This window comes from Gordonibacter sp. 28C, from assembly GCF_003339845.1.
Lineage (GTDB): Bacteria > Actinomycetota > Coriobacteriia > Coriobacteriales > Eggerthellaceae > Gordonibacter.
In genome coordinates, this window is record NZ_PPTR01000002.1 from 372,352 (window position 1) to 392,176 (window position 19,825).

A 19,825-nucleotide genomic window follows, 5' to 3' on the forward strand; every position below is an offset into this window, starting at 1 on the left:
GCGGAAGTCGAGGCGCGGAAGCTTTAGTTGGCGTACATGGACGCGTAGGGGCGGGAGGAGGCGGGCTTCAACCGGAAGAAACCCGCGCCCGTCGTGTCGACCGGCGCCTCGAGCTCTCCGGCGAACAGCTCGTTGTAGCGGCCGAGCAGCGTTCGCAGCGTGGCGCGGTCGTTCTCGTCGAGCGGCTCCTGCACGAGCCCGGAGGGAACGTCGTCGTCCGCCAGCTCGTGCTTCAGGTAAATGACGCCGCCGTGCATGCCGGTTGCAAGGTATGCGCCCGGCTTGCCCAGAAGCACGATGACGCCGCCGGCCATGTACTCCCCCAGGAAGCTTCCCGCGTCGCCGCCGACGACGATGGCCGGGCACTTCTGCTCGAACTGCTTCATGTGGATGCCCACGCGCCACCCGCACCCGTCGCGCACGAATATCTGCCCGCCCCGCATGCCGTACCCCGCGGCGTCGCCGCAACGGCCGTGCACCACGATGCATCCGTCGTTCATGGTGTTGCCTATCTGGTCCTGCGCGTTGCCGTACACCTCGATGGACCCGCCGTCCATGTAGCAGGCCATGTCGTTGCCGGGAATGCCGTGGATCTTGAGGGTCTTGCCCGCCGGCATGCCGCAGCCCAGGTAGCGCTGGGCGAACGCCTGCTCGACCTCCACCGTGTCGGCAAGCTCGAACGCCTCGCGCACCACCTCGTTGGCCTCGGTGAAGTGCTCGGTGCCGAGCGACACCGTCACCGCGTTGCCGCTAACCCGCTCGGGCGCGGAAGCCTTGGTCTCCGCCGTCATACCTGCTCCTTCCATCCGCGCGCGTCCCGATCGGCCGGGTAGCACTTGTGCAAACGAGCCCACCGGACGTCGGCGGGGAAATCGAGGTTGAGCGGCGCGTCGGCGAACAGGTCGCCCGTCAGCGAGGACAGCGGGACGCGCTGCTCGATGAGCGCCGTGTATATGCCCGCGTTCGCAGGGCGGTTCAGCAGGATGTAGCCCACGAGCCTGTCGTCCTTCGTCACGAACTTGGCGTACACGGAGCCCTCTGCCACCGTGCGCACGTCGTAGCCGCCCTCCTCGGGCGGGTTGATGACGCCTGCCGTGAGCAGCGATATGTCGAAGAAGTCGACGGCGTTCACCGCAAAGCTGCCCAGGTAGGGCTCCGCATCGTCGGCCCCGGCCATGTGGAGGCCCGCCGCCTTGCCCTGGCGCATGGCGTTGGGCCACAGCGCGAGCGGATGCCGGGAACCGTCCAGCAGGTCGGTCACCTGGGTCACGTCGCCGGCCGCGTACACGTCGGGCAGCGAGGTTTGCAGGTCGGTGCCGCATACGAGGCCGCGCCCCTGCTCGGCGCCCGCGTCGACCGCCAGCTGCGAGTTCGGCCGCACCCCGACCGCCGCTACAACCAGGTCGCAGGGCAGCTCCTCGCCGCTCGTTAGGAGCAGGGAGTCCGCCTTGTCGCCCGCACCCCGGAGCTCGTCGGCGGAGGTGCCGGTCAGGCAGGAGATGCCGCGTTTGTCCAGCAAGTCGAGCAGCACGGCGGCGCCTTGGTCGTCCAGCACGGCAGGCAGGATGCGCGGCGCCAGCTCGAGCACGACGACGTCGTCGACGTGGTGGCTGAGCGCCTCGGCCGCCTTGAGCCCGATGAGGCCGCCGCCGATGACGACGGCGCGGCTCTTGCGCTCTTCGGCATGGGCCCGCTCGGTCGCCGCGAGGGCGGCGTGCCAAACGCCCAAGCCATCGTCGAGGGAGAGGAAGGTGTGCACGTTCTCCTTTCCCTCGAGCCCCTTGATGGGCGGCGTGAACGGGACGCTGCCGGTGGCGACCAGGCACTTCCCGTACGAGACGACGTCGCCGTTCGCCAGCTCCGCCTCGTGCTCGGACGCTCGAAGCGCCACGACCTCGAAGCTCGGGCCGAGCAACGTGTCGATGGCGTTTCGCTCGTAGAAGTCGACGTCCTTGAAGCCCATGCCCTCCTCGGTCGTCTTCCCTTCCAGCAGGTACGAGATGAGCGGCCGTCCGTACACGGCATGGGGTTCGCGGCTGACGACGAGGATGGATCCCTCTTCGTCGCGGGCGCGCAGGTACTCGGCGGCGGTGACGCCCGCGGCCGAGTTTCCGATGATGAGGTAGTCGGTCGTGCGGTTCGCCATGCTAGCAGCCCTCGCTTTCAACGTAGATGAGCGCGCGGTTCGGGCAGGCCGCCACGCAGCTCGGCTCGCCCGGCTGCCCCAGCCCGTCGCCGCAGAGGTCGCACTTGTAGGCGACGCCCTTTTCCACGGCGTCTTCGATGCGCACGCAGCCGAACGGGCACATGCCCACGCACGTGCGGCAGCCCACGCACTTCTCGGGGTTCGACGTCACCACTCCGGTGACCGGGTTTTTCGTCATGGCGCCCGAGATGCAGCCCTCGACGCACTTCGGATCGGCGCAGTGCCGGCAGTTCACCGCCACCGACAACTGCAAGCCGCCTTCCACGCGCACGCGGTTCTGGGGCTCGGGATACTCGACCGTGAAGGCCTTGACCGTGTCCTTGCTTTGGGAATGGAACGTCTTGCAGGCCACCTCGCAGCGCTTGCAGTCGATGCACCATTGCTCGATCGCGTAGATTCGCTTCATGTCCCTCACTCCCCCGCGTGCTTCACGCCGAGTATCTCAAGTTCCTTCTCGTTGAGCCCCACGCCGCGCAGCATGAGGCGGTTGCCCCGCAGGCTGTCGATGGCGTTGATGCCCATGCCGCCCATCATCTCCTGGATCTCGTGGTTCCAGGCACGCACGAGGTTCACCACGCGCTCGGCGCCGATCTCGGGGTTGAGGCGCCGCGTGAGCTCGGGGCGCTGCGTGGCTATGCCCCAGTTGCACTTGCCGCTCGCGCAATCTTGGCATTGGTGGCAGCCAAGGGCGATGAGGGCGGCGCTCGCGCAGTACACGGCGTCGGCGCCCAAGGCCACGGCCCGCACGACGTCCGCCGAGCTGCGGATGGAGCCGGCCGCCACGAGGCTGACGCGGGACCGGATGCCCTCGTCGCGCAGGCGCTGGTCGACCGCCGCCAAGGCGAGCTCCAAGGGAATGCCCACGTTGTCGCGGATGCGCGTCGGGGCGGCGCCGGTGCCGCCCCGGAAGCCGTCGATCACGATGACGTCGGCCCCGGCGCGCGCCATGCCGCTGGCGATGGCGGCGGCGTTGTGGACGGCCGCGATCTTGACGGCGACGGGCTTGGCGTAGCGCGTTGCCTCCTTGAGCGAGAAGATGAGCTGGCGCAGGTCCTCGATGGAGTAGATGTCGTGGTGGGGCGCCGGCGAGATGGCGTCGGTTCCCTGCGGGATCATGCGGGTTTGCGACACCTCCTCGTTGATCTTCTCTCCCGGAAGGTGGCCGCCGATGCCGGGCTTGGCGCCCTGCCCTATCTTGATCTCGATCATGGCACCCGCGTTCAGGTAGCGGACGTCCACGCCGAAGCGGCCGCTGGCCACCTGGACGACGGCGTGCGCGCCGTAGCGCTCGAGGTCCTTGTGCAGACCGCCCTCTCCGGTGTTGAAGTAGGTGCCCAGCTCCTCGGCGGCCATGGCGAGCGACTTCTGAGCGTTGAGCGACACGGATCCGAAGCTCATGGCCGAGAACATAATGGGCACGTCCAACTTGATCTGCGGGGGAAGCGGGGCCACCGCCGTGCAGGCGCTCTCGTCGACCTTGAGCACCTCGGGGCGGCTGCCCAGAAACACGCGCGTTTCCATGGGCTCCCGCAGGGGGTCGATGGACGGGTTCGTGACCTGGCTCGCGTTGAGCAGCAAGTGGTCCCAGTAAATGGGGTAGTGCTGGGGATTGCCCATGGACGACAGCAGCACGGCTCCCGTTTGGGCCTGCTTGGCGATATCCTGCATGGCCTGGAGGGTCCAGTTGTTCGACCCGTTGCCCACTTGGGGCCAACGCGCGATGGCGAGCGCCTGCGTGGGGCACATGACCACGCATCGCTGGCAGTTCACGCACTTCTTGTGGTCCGCCGTGACGCGGCCGAGCTCCTCGTCGACCCGATGGACCTCGTTGGCGCACGAGCGCTCGCACACGCCGCACTGCACGCACTGGTCGCTGTCGCGCAGAACCTTGTAGCGGGGAAGCAGGTAGTCGAGCATGGCTTACACCTCCCTCTTCTCGTTGACGGCCGACACCATGCGCACGGCCGGGACGCAGGATCCGCCCTCGACGGACGGGCTTGCAGCCGCTTTGCGTGCGGCGACCTCGTCCAGCTGCACGACGAACGGCACCCCTCCGTCTATGGAGCGCACGTTCTCGACGTCGGGGCAGACGATCTCGATGGCCGCCTGCTCGGACGCCAGGTACACCATGCTGCCCTTCTCGCCCGCCATGAGCGCGCGCAGCTTCAGGCGGTCGTTCAGCGCGAGCAGCCCCTCGTCGGACCCCAGGATCACCGACATGGGGCCGTTCACGAGCGCGCTGGAGTACACGCATCGAAGCGCCGTCTCGAACGCGGCGCGCTCGGGCTCCATCTTGTCGATGAGGTCCCAAGCGGGCGCGCACATGATGTGCGCGGCCATCTCCTGAGAGAACCCGTGCCGACGCACGAGCAGGTCGAACAGGTACGTGATGACCTCGGTGTCGGTCATGAGGGCGCAGTCGTAGCCGTACTGCTCGACGTAGCGCCGGTTGGCGTCGTAGCTGGAGATTTCGCCGTTGTGCACGATGGACCAGTTCAGCAGCGTGAAGGGATGCGCGCCGCCCCACCAGCCGGGCGTGTTCGTGGGAAAGCGCCCGTGCGCGGTCCATAACCAGGCATGGTAGTCGCGGATACGGTAGAACTCGCCGATGTCCTCGGGGTAGCCCACGCCTTTGAACGCGCCCATGTTCTTGCCCGACGAGGCCACGAACGCGCCGTCGATGTCGGCGTTGATGCGGAACACGTGCTGCATGGTGTACTCGGCCTCGTCGAGGCCGCTCATGTTGAGCTTCACCGGATGGGGCGCGGCGAAGTAGCGCCAGATGTCCGGCGGGTCCTGGATGCCGCGCACGCTTTCGGTGGGTATGCGCTCCTGCTTCTCGCACATGAAGTGCGCGTCGAGGTACGCCTCCGTCTCGGTGCGCGCATCCTTGCTCTCGTACATGATGTGGAACGCGTACAGCTCGGCGTACTCGGGGTAGATGCCGTAGGCGGCGAAACCGCCGCCCAAGCCGTTGCTGCGGTCGTGCATGAGCGCGATCGACTTCAGTATGTCGTCGCCGCCGTGCCGCTGTCCGCTTCGGTCCATGATGCCGGCTATGGCGCATCCGGATGGGATGCGGATCGCACCTTCCCGGAGTTTATCCCGTGGTGGCATGGGTCACTCTCCTCGTCTGCAAGCGCCGCGCCGATCGCGCGGCGGCCCGTCGCCGTTCGCAGCGGAGGCGGTCGACGCGCGCTGCGAGCAGTTGATGCCGTTCATAAGAAATGTGGGGGCTTTGCACCCTCGTCGCAGACTGTCGGGGCGACGCGCGGAGGTCCGAGTCGACGCGCCGTCCGCAGCTGCTGCATTGCAACGAGGTGATCGCCTGCGAAACGCAAGCCCCCTCGAGGCGGCAGACGAGGGTGCAAGGCACCCACATTCTGTGGTGCAACAAGTTTACGGCGCTTATGTTTCGGCCACGTATGTGTCGTGTTTCGACTCTGTTACGAACCCCGTTCGCTCAACCCGCATCCGCGTCGAGCGCATGCAGGGGATCCATCGCCCCTCCCCTCGGCGACGGCAGGCGGCCCTCGCCGCCTCCGAGCAGGATCGCCTCGAAGGCGGCAGGCGACAGCACGACAGCCGCCTCTTCGGCCCCGTCCGCGATGACGACGGGACGGGGGTACCCGCGAACGAGCCGGACGAGCGAGCGAACGCTCCCCGCATGGGCCAGCTGCAAGACATCCATGTCGTCAACCCCTTTCCAGGCGGCGCGCGAGATCGAGCATGTTCCCGTAGAAGGCGTGGCGGGCGTTATGGTTCATCACCGCAACGCGCTGCGAAAGGCTCTTGAGCGCATCGTCGGAAAAGCGGTCGGGGACGCTGAGGCCGTAGTCGACCGACGCCGCGCCGGAGCGGCGGGCGCTCGCGAAGCGAAGGGGCCCTCCCCCTTTGCCGGGACTCGAGCCCACCAGACGCGCGGCCTTCTCGCGCGCCATGCGCGCTTGGACCATGTCGTACTCGAAGCCGAAAAACGTCATCTCCCAGAACGCGCTCGCAAGGGCCAGGTAGCGTTCGCGCGTGCGCCAATCGCCCCCAAGCCACACCTTGCAGCCAAGCGTGTGCTCCCAGGGCGACAGCGCGTAGCTCCGCTCTCCGAAAGCGTCTTCGTCCAACGAGCCCCTCCCGCCCGCCGCCAGAGAACGCAGGCGACGGTCGGCCGCTTTCACCTGCTTGTACGAAGCCGCTTGCCCGCCGGAGGCGTCGAGCAGACGCTTGGCGGCGGCCACGTCGTAGCGCGGGACGAGCGCGGCGCAAAGCCGCCACGCTATCGACGCCTCGCGCGCGTCGAGCACGTACGACTCGCGCGGAGCCAGCACCCATCCCTTGTTCGGCCCCCGCTCGACCCGAAGGGTGCTCATGGCGTCGAGCGACGCGTCGAGACGGCGGCGCATGCGCTTGAGGCGCTTCGCGTCGACGCAGGCGCCGCGGCAAGCGAATTCCTCGAGGATGACCCGCTCCAAAAGGTGCCGGTCGCATGCGTCGAGCGCTTCTTGGAGCGTGGGCAGGTCGCCGGGGCGCAGGCGCGCACGATCCCAAAGGCTCGCGGCGCTCATGACGCCCGCCTTCCAACGCCGCCCGCATCGAAGCACGTGCCGGGTTCCGCAAACGCGCGGGAGGAATGAAGACACCGGCCGTTCGCAGCAGAGAAACCGCACCGGCGGCCGCACACGGCCGACTTCCCACACCCTGCCGACATCGCAAACGCGACCATGGCAAGACACCTCGCTTCCCTTGGGTTCCTGGGCTGAGAGGATCCTGCAAGCGTGGTACGGGCGACGCGGAACACCGTCGCCATCTATGGGCTGCGCCGTCGCCTTCGGCGAAGGGAATGGCAGCGCTTGCACTGGCTCTTTCGTTCGTTGACATTGTAGCATATTATACGAACGTTTGCTTGTGAAATTTGCAAAAATGCAGCGCTCTTTTCACCTTTTCCGTTGTTCGCCCTATCTTCTTTCGCGCGAAACATAGTCTGGATCTCAGCCGTCGCCCCGTCCCGCACCCGAATGGCCGTCGGCATCCCTTCGCGTCTCCTCGCGCCTGCGCATGCGGTAGTACACCGCCGCGCCGGCGACGACGAACGCGGCGATGCCTCCGGCAACGAAGGCGGCCGCACGCCAGTCGCCACCCGCCGCGAGCGACGAGGCCAGCGCCGAGGCGGCTATGGAGGGAAGCCGCCCCGCCGTGGTGATGAGCAGGATGCGCAGCGGCTTGACGCCGGCGAGCGCCGCCGCGTACGTCATGACGTCCTTCGGCGCGACCGGGACGAGGAAGTAGACGAGCAACAGCAGCTCGAAGCGCGGCGAGTCGCCCAATCGCTCGAACCGCTCGAGCCTTCCGGGGGACACGAGCAGCCTGAGCACACGGTCGCCCACCAGGCGCACGACCACGATGATGGCGGCGGTGCCGAACACGCTCCCGGCAAGGTAGACGAGCGCGCCCTCCCAAAAGCCGAACGCGTAACCGGCCGCCAGCTCGAAGGGCTCGGCCGGAATGAACGCAGAGAGCTGCTGCACGACGACGAGGGCGGCGAAGGCGATAGGCGCCACCGGCCCCAAACGGGCTGCCTGCTCCTGCACGCGGCGCCCGTCGGCAAGATAGGCGAGCGCGTCCCGTCCGTAGAGAACCGCCAGCACGGCAACGGCTGCGGCAACGCACGCGACAACCAGGACGAACGCTTTCCGTCGCCCGCGCAGTGCCCCATTGTTTTCGCTTTTCGCCATGCCATGAATTGTCGTACGCCGAAGCGATGCGGGCGTCGGGACGGAGAAACAACTTGGCAACCTCCCGCAAAGGGGCTGTAGCGAAAGCCGCCGAAGCACGCTTAAAAGTTGGCTCCCGCTATAGCGCGAAAGCCTCTGCGAATGTCCCAATTGGGGACTGTCCCCAATTGGGACATCGGGGACGAGCCGGAGGGGGCGCGGGATGCAGATTGTCGCTGGATGGCAGGAGGGAAAGGAACGGCCCGGCACCAGGGAACGGTGCCGGGCCGTTTTGTCCTAATGGGGGACTGTCCCCCATTAGGACATTTTGCGACGGGCGACGAGGGCGACGCAGGCGGCAGCCAGCGCGGCCGCGACGACCGGCACCGGGGCGAGCGGGTCGCCGGTGGGGGCGAGCACCTTGCCGCCGTTGCCGTCGCCGTTGACCGGCGTCGGGGTCGGCGTGGGCGGATTCGGGTTGGGCGTGGGGCCAGGATCGACCGAGGCCACGGTGAACGACGTGGAGGCCGTGCCGTTGGCGAACGTCGCCACCAGCGCGTGCTTGCCCACCGCAAGCTTTGCCAGGTAGTCGGGCGACAGCGTCACCGTCATGCCGTCGTCCGCCAGCGTGTAGTCCGTGCCGAGCACGAGTTTGACGCCGTCAACCGTCACGGACTGGAACTCGTCGCGCGGGGCGTCGATGGTGAACGACAGGCCCGGCTGCCCCGGCTTCCAAGTGCCGTCGGCACCGGCGGTCACCCGATAGGTTTTCAACGCCTGCGTGGTGAAGGAATCGCCGTGCGCCCACTCCGACGCCAGCGGGTCGCCGCCCACGATTGCGACCGACTGCACGCGCCACTCGTAGCGCGTGCCCGGAACCAGCCCTTCCAGCGCATACGCGGGCGTCGACAAGTCGGCAACCTCGGTCCACTCGTCCGTTCCGGCCACCCGGTAGGCAACCGTATACGTGCCGTCGGGCGCGTCGCTGGCCGCCCACGAAAGCGCGGCGTCCCTGAACCCGACTTCGCTCACCGCAAGACCGCTCGGCGCATGGGGCTCCACGCGCACGCGCGCCTGATTGCTGTACACGACCGCCGGCTCCGTCGCCGCAAACGTCTCGATGACCTCAGGCACCTCGTTCGCCCCAAGCGTCTCGTTCGCCTCGGGCGCCGCGGACATCTCAGGCGTCTCAACGACCTCGGCCACCTCAGCCATCTCGGCCGCCGGGGCCGCCTGCCTGGCCACGCAGCGCACGTAGCCGGACGTATTGGCGTCAAGCTTCAAGATCCGACCCGTCGCGTTGGGGATGGTCTCCCACGCGTCCTCGAGGGAATCGAGCGCGCGGTACTGCCATTCATACGAAACGTCCTCGGCATCCCCGCGGTTCGTGAACACCGCGAAACTCGCCTGCTTGTCCGGTGCAACCACCACGTCGGGGGGCCATATGCGCGCGATCTTGAGCGACCCGCCCGACAGCGTGACGAACCCGCTCGACTCGGACCACCCGCTCGTCTGGCCGCCTTGCTCGGCTTGCACCTGCCACTCGTAGGACGTGCCCGACACAAGGCCGTCGACGGAGCAAGTCATGTTCGCAGCATCGATCTGCCCTGCGGGCACCTCGACCCAATCAGTATCTGAAGCACCTTCCTCGCGATACTGGACGTTGAACTCGACCGAATCGGCCGTACCCGGCCCCGCCCACGTCCATGCGAGCGTGGCTGTATCCCTCGTCACTTCTCGCGCGTCAAGGCCGCCTGGCACCATCGGCGAAAGCGCGAGGGACACCTCGTCGCTGTACACCGTCTTCGGCGTGCCGCCTGTCGGCGTCGCGGTGACGGCGCAGCGCAGGGCGTACTTCCCCGCCTCCCAGGTGGCAACCGACAGATGGGTTCTCTCGCCGTTCTCGCCGGGCAGGTCGACCCACGTGGCGCCCACCTTGCTCTGCCACTGGTAGGCCAGCGCCTCGCCCTCGCCGCCGACGATATCCTTCACGAAGAAGTCGGCAACCAGCGCGCTCTCCCCCGCCACGGCCTCCGCGCTCAGCGGTGCCGCGGCAGCGCTCTCAAGCGTGCTGTTCAACGCGGAAGTAGTGAACTTCTCCCCGCTCGCCCATTCGGACGCGAATCCGTCGACGGACACCGCGCACACGCGCCATTCGTACGTCGTGTTGGACGCAAGGCCGTTCAAGGTGTAGGGCGACTCCTTGATACCGCCCACCACCGTCCACTCACTCGTGTCCGCCACCCGGTACGACAGCGAGAAGGTGCCGCCCGTCGGCAGCGTGCCGAGGTACTGCCACGAGAGCGCGGCCTCGTCGCTGCCGTTCACGCTAGCCGACAAGTCGGTGGGAGCATCGAGCAGCGTGCGCACGACCACGCGCACCTCGTCGCTGATCTGCGTTTGCGCATCTCCCGAAACAGGCGTGTACGTCGCCGTGCAACGCACGTAGCCGCTCGTGCCGGCATCAAGCTGCACCTCGCGCGCGTCCTTGCCCTCGATAAGCTCCCACGCGTTATCGTCGCTCGGGTCGGAGTCGAGCGCGCGCCTCTCCCATGTATACGCAAGCGCGTCCTTCACCACCACGCCGTCAAGGTTCGTGGACGCGGTGAGCGTTGCCCGGTCGGTAGGATCGAGCGTCTGGTCGGCCGGCTTCACCGCCACCGCCTCAAGCGTCAGCGGGGGAATCTCCGAAGACGTGGCGAACACGCCCATCGACGACGGAAGCGACCTCACGTCTTTCTTCAATTCATCCCACTTGAACCCGTCTTTCTGCACGGCCTGCACGTACCACTCGTAGGCCGTCTGGGGCTCCAAGCCCTCAAGCGTGTAGGTTTTCGCGCCGTCGCCAACCTCCGCCGCGTACCATTTCTCGGTGCCGGATTCGCGATAGAAAACCTCGAACCGATCGGCCGCCAAAGCCCCGCTGGTCCAATCCCATGCAAGCGAAGCCGTGCTCGACTCGATATTCGATGTCGTCAGATTGGTGGGAGCAGCGGGCGCGAGCGTCAGCGAGACCTCGTTGCTTGTCGTATAGCGCAAATTGTCCACGTGAACCTCGCAGCGATACCTGCTCGTTCCAGCTGCGGTCGCGTCGTCGGCCACGACGTTCAGTGTGGGCGCGTTCGGCGCGTTCGGCACCGTTTTCCACCCCGTGCCGTCGTTGCGCTGCCACGTGTACTCTATTGCCTTCCCGTTGACCGCGGCATCATTGGGTGTGGCCGTGAACGTGATGGTGCGCCCGTTTCCGATGACCGCCGCCGCTGTCGTGGGCGTGACGTCGACCTTCGGCGTGGTGAACGTCGAGCCGTACACCCACTCCGTGTGCGGGCCACCCGCAGCCCAACCTCCCAAGTTATTGCTCAGCGCGGAACGCACGCGCCACTCGTAGGTCGCATCCGCCTCCAGAGAAGACGAAGGCAAGGTGCTCGAAGTCCAGTCGTAATAACTTTGCCACGGCACCTCCACCCACTCGCTTGTGCTAACCTTGCGATAGCTCACGTCAAAGCCGAACACCTTCTTATCATCTCTCGGGCCCCCAGCGCGCGAGTCATCGCAATCCCAACGAAGAATAACGGTGTAGTTGTTGTAAGCGCTACCTCCTATCGATGCGGTAAGACCGGTCGGCGGCAGCGGCTCGACGCGCACGCGCGCCGGGTTGCTGGCCACCGGGTCGCCGGGCACGCCGTCGATAGTCTGCGTCACCTGGCAGCGCACGTAGCGGTTCGCCTTGTTGTTGGTCGGTTTCTGCTCGTCCGGGGAAAGCGTGAGCGTGTCCGAATTTTCGTCGTCGATTGTCGACCAATCCTCGTCGGATATCTTGCGAGGATCATCGGCGAGCTCGCACCACTCCCATACATACGCGAGGGTGTCTTTACTCTCCTTGTCCGCGTTCGTGCGCGCCTCCAGCGTGACCGAATCGGTCGTGCTCAACAGCTTGTCGGACGGCGTCACCTCCACCCAATCGAGCTCCTCGGGCTCTTTCAGCGTGGTGTTGAACGTTTCAACCTCCGACCAAGGCGACGCCACGCCGTTCTGCACGGCCCGCGCGCGCCACTGATAGGTGAGACCCTCGTCTTCCATCGACCCTATCACGTACGCCATGCTCTTGTCGTACGGAAACGTTTCGATTTTCCAATCTGCCGGGGCACCATCTCCTGCGATCTTTTGATAGCTTATCTCGAACTGCACCTCATCCGGCTGGTCGAAGGCGCCGTCCCACGCAAAGTGGAACGTGCCCTCAACTTGCCTTCGATCGGGATTATCGGGGTGAACCCTGTGAAGATCAGTGACGGAAAGATCAGTCGGCGCGACGGGCGTCACCGTCACGACCGCCTCGCCGCTTTCGACCTTCTTCGGCTCGCCGGCATGGTCGCGCGTGGCCGTGACCACGCAGCGGTAGCCGTACTCACCGGCCGTCATATCCTTCGTGGAAACCTCCAGCGTGGCGGCCGTTGCGCCGTTCACGTCAGCCCAGTCGTAGGAACCCTTCTTGCTCTGCCACTGGTGCTCAAGCGTCTCTGCGGCGTCTGCATCGGTGGTCGCCGTGAGCGTGATCGTTCTGCCGGTGTCCACCATGACGCTGGTGGTTCTCGGCGCGACCTCCACCTTCGAGAGCACGATATCGGCCGGCTGCGTGGCGAACGGCGCGGCGTCTGCCCAGTCGGTGTACAGCTCGTCCGCGTCGGCATACGCCAAGGCGCGCACGTGCCATTCGTACACGGTGCCCGGCGTCAGGTCTTTCGCCTCAACCGACGTTTCCGCCGCGCCCGACGTCAGCGCGTTCCACGCCTCGGTGCCGACGGCGCGGTATTCCACCTCGTAGCCGCTCAGCCCCTGGCTCTGGCTCGCCGTCCATGCAAGCGCAGCCGTCGTCTGCGTCGTGTTGCTTGCCGCAAGGTCAGCAGGCAACGTGGGCATGAAGCGCACGCGCGCCTCGTCGCTGAACATCGGGAACCCGGCCAACGGCTCGTTGACAAGCCCGTTGGGGTTGTACGTCACCTTGCAGCGCACGAACCCGTCCACGTTGGTGCCAAGGGTTATGGTGTGGGTATCTTCGCCGGAGATAGTCTCCCATGCGTTCTCATCAGAGCCGATCGGCCGCTTCTGCCATTCATACGTCATTTCCCTTGGTTCGGCTGTGGCATCCACGTTCGTGTACGCCGTGAGCACAGCCTGCCCGTCGTGGTCGAGCGTCTGGTCCACCGGATCCACCACCACGCGCGTGAGCAGGGGGCGCAGCGACTGCGTGACGAACGTCGACGTTGCCGAACGCGCCGCCGAGGGCGCATTCCCGTTCATCACCTGCACGCACCACTCGTAGGTGGTGGCCGGCATGAGGCCGCTCAACGCGTATGCAGGTTCGCGCCCGCTGCTGTCGCTCTGCCAGTCCACGGTTCCCACCTGGCGCCAGAGCACTTCGTAGGACAGCCCGTCGCCTTCGTACAGGGAAGGCGTCCACGCAAGGCTCGCCGCGGTGGCCGTGATGCCGTCAGCCTTGAGGCCCGTGGGGGTCTTCGGCACCGTCATGAAGCTCACCGGTTCGCTGGCCAGGGTTTTCAGCGTCTCGCCGCCCTTGCTGGCCGTTACGACGCAGCGGTAGAAGCACCTGTGCGGCACCACGCTGGAGCCCGTCGCCGTGAAGGCGCGCTTGGCTTGACCATCCATGTTCTCCCACGCGTCGCCCGTGTCGCTTCGCTGCCACTGGTAGGACAGCGCCTCTTCGCTCTGGATGTTGTCCAAGTTCGTCGTCACCGCGTAATCGACGCCCGCAACGTCCTTCACCTCGGACACGCCCCACCGCGGCGTCACCGACACGGCAGTCAGCGCGCTCGTTTCAGCGAGCGTGGTGAACGACTGGCCCATCGCCCAGTCGGAACGCAGCTCGTCGCGCACCACGGCGCGCACGCGCCACGAATACACGGTGTTGGGGGCGAGGCCCTCCACGTCGCACGACGTGCCCTCGCCCACGTTCTCCACACTCACCCAGGCGTCGCTGCCGTCTTCGGGCGGCGTGGGGCCTTCCGCGTACTGCACTTCGTAGGCAGCGGGGCGCACGTCGTTGCCCTCCCAGGACAGGTGGGCCGAGGTCGTGTCCGTTTCGGCCGCAAGCCGCACGGGCGGCTCCACGGCCACGCGCGTGAGCAAAAGCGCTGCGGAGCTGGTCACGCTGGTTTCGTCGCCGCCGTCCTTGCTGGACGCGACGATGCAGCGGTAGCCTATGGCCGTGCCCGCATCGGGCGCCGTGACCGCGAGCTCGTTCGCGTTGGGCGCGCCGTCCACGTCGTACCAGCCCTCGCCGAACGAGTTGTACTGCCAACGGTAGGAAAGCGCCTCCCCCGGCTTGCCGTCCACGTTCGTCTCAACCTTGTACGTCACTTGCGTGCCGGGATCCACCACCTTGTCGTCGGGCGTGGCCGAAACCGTCGCCGTGGCAAGCTCGCTTGCGGGCTTCGTGGTGAACGATGCGTCCACCGCCTGCGACGAGAAGCCGGCTTGCGGCGCGGCCGTCACCTTGACCAGGTACTTCGTGTTCGGAGCCAGCCCCTCCAGCAGACAAGAGCCGTGCTCCGCGTCGCTGTCGAGGGTGACGACGCTCTGCTGCCAGCTGGCGTCGCCGCCCCCCTCGCGCTGGTAGTCCACCGTGAAGCGGCGCACCAAGCCGGCCGGTTCCCACGTGACCTCGGCCGTCGTGGAGCCCTGCGCCGTCGCCTGCACGCTCTGCGGATCTTGCACGTCCACGTACAGATAGGCCGCCCCGCTGATCGTTTCCGCCCGCTGGCCGTCGCGCACATGCGCTGCCACGCAGCGGAACGCCGCGCCCACATCGGCCGCTTCCACATTCTTCACCGCAAGCGTTATTCCGAGCCCATCGGAATAGTTGTAGGCCGAGACTTGATACTTATCCCCAAGCACGACGTCGGTGAATTCCTGCTCGCCCGGCTCCTTGCGCTGCCAACGGTACTCGAGCTCGCCCTGATCGGGTTCGACGGCCACCTTCGCATCGAACGTCGCATCGTTGAACGCATCGGGCTTCTTCGACTTCGGCACCTCCACGAAGACGGGCGGGCGGACCTCCACCGGTTTCGTTTTCCCGTTCGTGTACTGGTATTTGTAGTCGCTCCTCACGCTGCCCGCGAACACGGCGACGGCCACACGGTACTCCGTATCGGGCTTCAGGTTCTCCATCACGTAGTGCAGGTTCCCGTCCCCGTCCACATCGAGATCGCTCGCGTTCAGGCGATATGTGTGGATGCCCACTATGTAGTTGTCCCTTATCAGCTCGCGCTGAACCAAGTACCCGCTGTCGTCGCCCTCGACCCCTTCGACCGCATCCCACGTAACCGGGATGCTGGTGGTGGTGGATTCTCCAAGCGTAACCTTCGTAGGAGCGGACAGCGTGAGCGCCGTCGTCACCGCGTTCGAGCTGCCCGTGACGTGCTCGTCGGGCGTGCCGGCCTTCACGCCCAGCTTCCACTGCCGCCCGTAATCGTCCGACATCACCCGGTAGTCGAAGGTTGCGGTGTGAGTTTGGTCGGCACCGTTGAACGTCATCTCGCTGCCCTCGACGGGCTCCCACGCCTCGTCGCCCTCGCGCCAGGAGTACCACTGCACCTCGGCGCTCTCGAATGATCCGCTGTTCGCCTTGTAGGAGGCCGAAAGCGTGACGGTGTCGGTCAGATCGACCGTATCGGGGTTGGCCGCAGCCGTCCACGTGCCCGCCTCGGGGCTGGGCAGCGTGGTGACCGAGCTGTACGTGGAGGCGATCACGCCGGAGTAGTCCGTGCCCTTGCGGGGGTCGAACGTGGAAACCTTCACCTCCGACGAACTGTTGCTTGCAAGGCCGTCGACCGTCACCGCGTAGCTCGTCTGGCCTTCCTTCGCCTCGACGATCCGCTTTTGGCCGCCTACCTCCACCTGGTACTCGCGCACCAGGCCCTTATCGGGCGCGTCCCAGCATATCGTCGCGCTGTGCGATCCCACGTCCCGCGCGCTCACGTTCTGCGGAGCGGTGGTTTCGTGGACGATGGGGACGGGCGTCGCATACGCCCTTGTCCCCTCAACCTCGCGCGCCGGCTCTCCCTGGTCGTCAAGCTCCCACACTGCGGCGCTCACGCGCACCCATTGCGCTTCTTCGACGTCCCACGGCTGCTTGTCGCTCTTGAAAGAGGCCGGGAACTTCGCTTCGTTGGCCTCGGTGACAGCGAACGTGTCGAACGTGGCAGGGTCGCTCACGTCTTTGCTGAGCTGCCACTCGTAGCGGGCGGCATGCTTGCCGTCGTTGTACTTCGCCCAGCTGTGTTGTACGCTGAGGTAGTCGTTCTTGCCTTCGGCGAGGTAGTACGTGAGATAGTCGTACCGCCACGTAAGCTCCATCGGACCGGTTGTTTTGAAGGTCGTTTCCGACGACGGCCCTTGCAGGCCGTCCACGGAGGCCCACACCTTCACCGTGTAGTCGACCTGGGAATTGAGGGTCGCGTCATAGGTGTTCGCGTACACGTGGTCGGTGCGCGAATATCCGCCACCCGAGCCGTACTCGCTCTCCACCTTCACGTAGTAGCCGTCGTTCGCCAACGTGTTCCCTGCGCCGTCTTCCCACGCCCATGAAAGGCTCAGGTGCGTGTCGTTCGTCACCTTCGGCTCGCCCAGCACCGGCGTGGGAACGTTCACAACCAAGTCTTTCGCCGAGGCGCCGCTCGCCGCATCGGCGGTTGCCGGCGGCGTGGACAGCCTCACCCGGAAGCGCGCGCCGTTGAGCGCCGCCTTGGCGTTCAACGAGGCGTGCATGCGCGCTGCGGTTTTGTCGCCGTTCCACGTCATGCCGCTGCCGTCTTCGGCGTAGTACTCGTCGGGCACGTCGGTCCAGCTCCCGCCGCTGGGCTTGTACTGCCACTGGGCGGTCACCCCGCGCGTGACGGGCTGCGCCCATTGCGCGTCTGCCACCACGTTGAACGTCCCTTCGAGGGGCACCGAGTAGTCGGCGTTGAAGTCGACCGGATTGCCGTCCTTCACCACGGGATCTTTCGTCACTTGCGCCGACGTGATGTCGGTCACCACGCTGTCGGAGTACGGCACCGTGAACTCCACGCGGTACGGCTCGCTTTCGCCCTCGTAGACCAGAGCGTTGACCTTGTTGACCACGTGCGCCACGCACAGCGTGTAGGTCTGCCCTTCTCGCAGGGTTTGGTTCTCCATCGTGAAGGGGAAGTCCTCGTAGTATCCCTTATCCGTGACGATGTTGTCGGGGCCTCCCTCTATCCACGCCGTATGGGCATAGCGGTACTTGTACGCTCCCATGAGCTCGACGATATCGCTGAGCTCCACGTTGATATCGTAGCTGTGCGTGCCCAAAACCTTGTCGGCAGCGGTGTCGTCCAACGGATTGATGGAGGTTATCCGCGCCGTGGTCACCGGAATATCCAGCACGATGTTGGCCGAAGTGGTGGCGATGAAGCCTTCGTAATCCGAGTCTCGGTACTCGATCCTGAAGCGATACTCGAGAGCCGCCTGGTCGGGATAATCGACGTCGATGGTGCACGAGGTTTTGTTGCGCCCGGCGTACTTCACGTCCACCCAAGTGCCGGCCACCTTCTTCTGCAGCATCGCGTCGAAATAGTCGTAGTTCGACGTTTTGTAATTCGTGGCGAAACTGAACGTGGCCTCGCGAGCCTCGCGAGGGGCGTCGGCTGCGGCGGAAACGACGCAGTCTTCGGGCTGCGAGGTGATCACGAACGCAGACAGCCTTGGCGTGCCCCATTGCGCGTACAGCGTGAGCTTGCGGTCGGAAGGTGCATCGAGCACGGTGTTCTCGTCAACCCAGAAGGATTCGGTGTTGGTTGCATCATCGTAGGCAGTGACCCAGCCGAGGAAGGCGCGGCCGCCGTTCTCCACCGTCTGACCGTTTGTGCAAACGGGCAGCGCGCCGAGGGGCTCGCCTTCCATAACCGTCTTGGTGGCCGGCGCTGCCGGCTGCATCCTGCATTGTTTCTGGTCGCTGGGCGCGTTCAGGTCGAACTCGACGGTGTAGGAGTTGGGCACGCAGTAGGCGTAGAACACGTGATCGTCGCCGCCGTAGATGCGGTCGTAGATGTCGTTCTCGTCCGCCTTGTACTCTGCGGGCGGTGTATCCCAGGTGCCGGCCGTGGGAGCTTCGGTCGTCCAGTAGACGAACCGGTAGCCTTCGGGCGCTTCCATGGTGGGCATACTGTCTGGAACCGTGTTCCAATAGCACTCGCTCTGCGTCGATTCGCCGTTCAGGGGCATCACCCACGTCAAGGTGATCTTCTTGCCGGTGGCCACGCCCCTGAGCATCGGAAAATCGTACTCGGGATACTTCAAGCAGGTATGGTGGCTACCACCTGCGTATACGTCATAATCCATATCCGAAGCCACGTCGGTCATGAATTCGTACCGGTATCTGAAGGTTCCGTTGAGATCGCTGCTGGCGTGGCTTTCATCCTGCACACTGCCGGTCAAGGTGAAGCACTTGGAAAGGGGCGACGAGACGTTGAGGCCGCCGAAGATGCCGCCGCTGTTCGCAGCAGCCGCAGCCTCGATCTGACCCGTGCTGTAGCATGCCGTGGTGGCGGGGAGGGCGACGTTCGGTCCGTCAAGGAGGCCCACCACGCCGCCGGCATGGCTGGTGCTTCCGCTGACGGTGACGGCTCCTTGGTTGAAGCAGTAGCCGAGATCGTACCCTTGGCTCTCCTCGACGTACATATACCCTACCACGCCGCCGGCACTGCAGGCGCCCCGTGTGTTGAGCGCCGTGATGGCGCCGTTGTTGGAGCAGCGCTGCAAGGTGCAGGGGACCGAGGGGCTCGTCGTTTTGATGTAGCCCACGATGCCGCCGGCAAAGCCGCTGTTGTCGCCCGCGCCGCCGTCGGCAGAGATATCGCCGAAGTTCGCGCAGCCCTCGATGACGAGGCTGCCTTCTCCGTGGTCGTAGTACTTGCCGATGAAGCCGCCCGCGGCATCGTCGCCAGCCACGGATGCTTGGTTCGTGCAATCGCGGATTTCGAGCCAACGGTCGTGCCTGGCGCCTTTTTCGTCTTGGCCGACTGCCTCGAACAGCGTGGCGGCGCGGCTGGTGCCGCCGCCGTGCTGGTTCGCGTTCTGCACCTGGCCTATGATGTTGAGGTTCTTGATAACGGTGGGGCCGCCCGCGTCGCTCGGCTTGCCGCCCGTGACGAACAGGGCGCCGCCATTCTTGCCCGTGATCTGGAGCTCCATGAGATGGCCGTTGCCGTCGAACTCGGCCACTTTCAGGTTGTTGTGGCTCATTTTGCCGATGACGTCGTCGGTGACAACGCCGCCGTGGCCCTCGGTGAGGTCGGCCATGAGGCGGGCGTGCTGGTTGTACTCATCTTCATCGGGCAGGGGGTTCAGCATATCCCTGCACCACGCGATGAGGTCGTCGGTGTTGTAGATGAGCACGGGGTCGTCGGCGGTGCCCTTGCCTTGCAGCCCGGCCGCGTAGGCGGGCGCGGGAGCCGCAAGGCCGGCGAGCGCCAGCACCGCCGCCAACAGGCCCGTTGCCACCAGCGCTGCGAGCGCCGCTTGCTTGCTTCCGTGTTCACGCTTGCATATCTGACCCATACCGCACCTCGTTCTCGCAGGAAAGCACAACTCAAAGGAAAGTTTACCGAGGTGCGAGAGCGAAAACCGCTTTCTGGCACGAAACGAGACGATGTGGCACGAAAGCAGGGCGCCCACGCCGCCAGCGGCGAGGCAGCGAGAATGCGCCCCAGAGGGCAAACGGCGAGCAGCAAGGAGCGTGCAGGCAACCCTTCGAATTGCATGCTGCCCATGCGATGCGGATCGCATTTTCGCCTGAAAACGCGCTTCAGCGCACGAGGCGTGTTTTTCGGGCGAAAACGTCCCAATCGCAGACTGTCCCCATTGGGGGCAGTCGTTG

9 protein-coding genes are annotated in these 19,825 nt (G+C 65.8%); all 9 read right to left on the bottom strand.

The genetic code is table 11. The features are described from left to right. Nucleotides 1-23 precede the first annotated feature (23 nt). Nucleotides 24-791 carry a glutamate synthase gene (locus C1878_RS03920; RefSeq protein WP_114600390.1) on the bottom strand — a complete coding sequence of 256 codons (768 nt, stop codon included), beginning with the start codon at nucleotides 789-791 and terminating at the stop codon, nucleotides 24-26. Beyond that, the gene (locus C1878_RS03925) at nucleotides 788-2,146 is read right to left on the bottom strand and encodes an NAD(P)/FAD-dependent oxidoreductase (RefSeq protein WP_114600391.1); all 1,359 of its coding nucleotides are present in this window, start codon (nucleotides 2,144-2,146) and stop codon (nucleotides 788-790) included. The genes C1878_RS03920 and C1878_RS03925 overlap by 4 nt, the downstream gene beginning before the upstream one ends. Before the next feature lies 1 nt (nucleotide 2,147). Further along, nucleotides 2,148-2,612 carry a 4Fe-4S dicluster domain-containing protein gene (locus tag C1878_RS03930; protein WP_114600460.1) on the bottom strand — a complete coding sequence of 155 codons (465 nt, stop codon included), beginning with the start codon at nucleotides 2,610-2,612 and terminating at the stop codon, nucleotides 2,148-2,150. A gap of 5 nt (nucleotides 2,613-2,617) precedes the next feature. Next, nucleotides 2,618-4,123: a glutamate synthase-related protein gene (locus C1878_RS03935; RefSeq protein WP_114600392.1), complete on the bottom strand. Its 1,506-nt coding sequence runs from the start codon at nucleotides 4,121-4,123 to the stop codon at nucleotides 2,618-2,620. 3 nt (nucleotides 4,124-4,126) lie between these two features. After that, entirely contained in the window at nucleotides 4,127-5,323 is a 1,197-nt protein-coding gene (locus C1878_RS03940) for a glutamine amidotransferase family protein (protein WP_114600393.1), read from the bottom strand. Nucleotides 5,324-5,669: 346 nt separating this feature from the next. After that, nucleotides 5,670-5,897: a hypothetical protein gene (locus C1878_RS03945; RefSeq protein ID WP_114600394.1), complete on the bottom strand. Its 228-nt coding sequence runs from the start codon at nucleotides 5,895-5,897 to the stop codon at nucleotides 5,670-5,672. 4 nt (nucleotides 5,898-5,901) lie between these two features. Beyond that, nucleotides 5,902-6,765, bottom strand: a complete 864-nt coding sequence (locus C1878_RS03950; protein WP_114600395.1) for a hypothetical protein — start codon at nucleotides 6,763-6,765, stop codon at nucleotides 5,902-5,904. A gap of 423 nt (nucleotides 6,766-7,188) precedes the next feature. After that, the gene (locus C1878_RS03955; protein ID WP_114600396.1) at nucleotides 7,189-7,932 is read right to left on the bottom strand and encodes a TVP38/TMEM64 family protein; all 744 of its coding nucleotides are present in this window, start codon (nucleotides 7,930-7,932) and stop codon (nucleotides 7,189-7,191) included. A 297-nt stretch (nucleotides 7,933-8,229) separates the two neighbouring features. Next, nucleotides 8,230-19,506, bottom strand: coding sequence for a fibronectin type III domain-containing protein (locus tag C1878_RS03960; RefSeq protein ID WP_114600397.1), 11,277 nt, complete (start codon nucleotides 19,504-19,506; stop codon nucleotides 8,230-8,232). Nucleotides 19,507-19,825 lie beyond the last annotated feature (319 nt).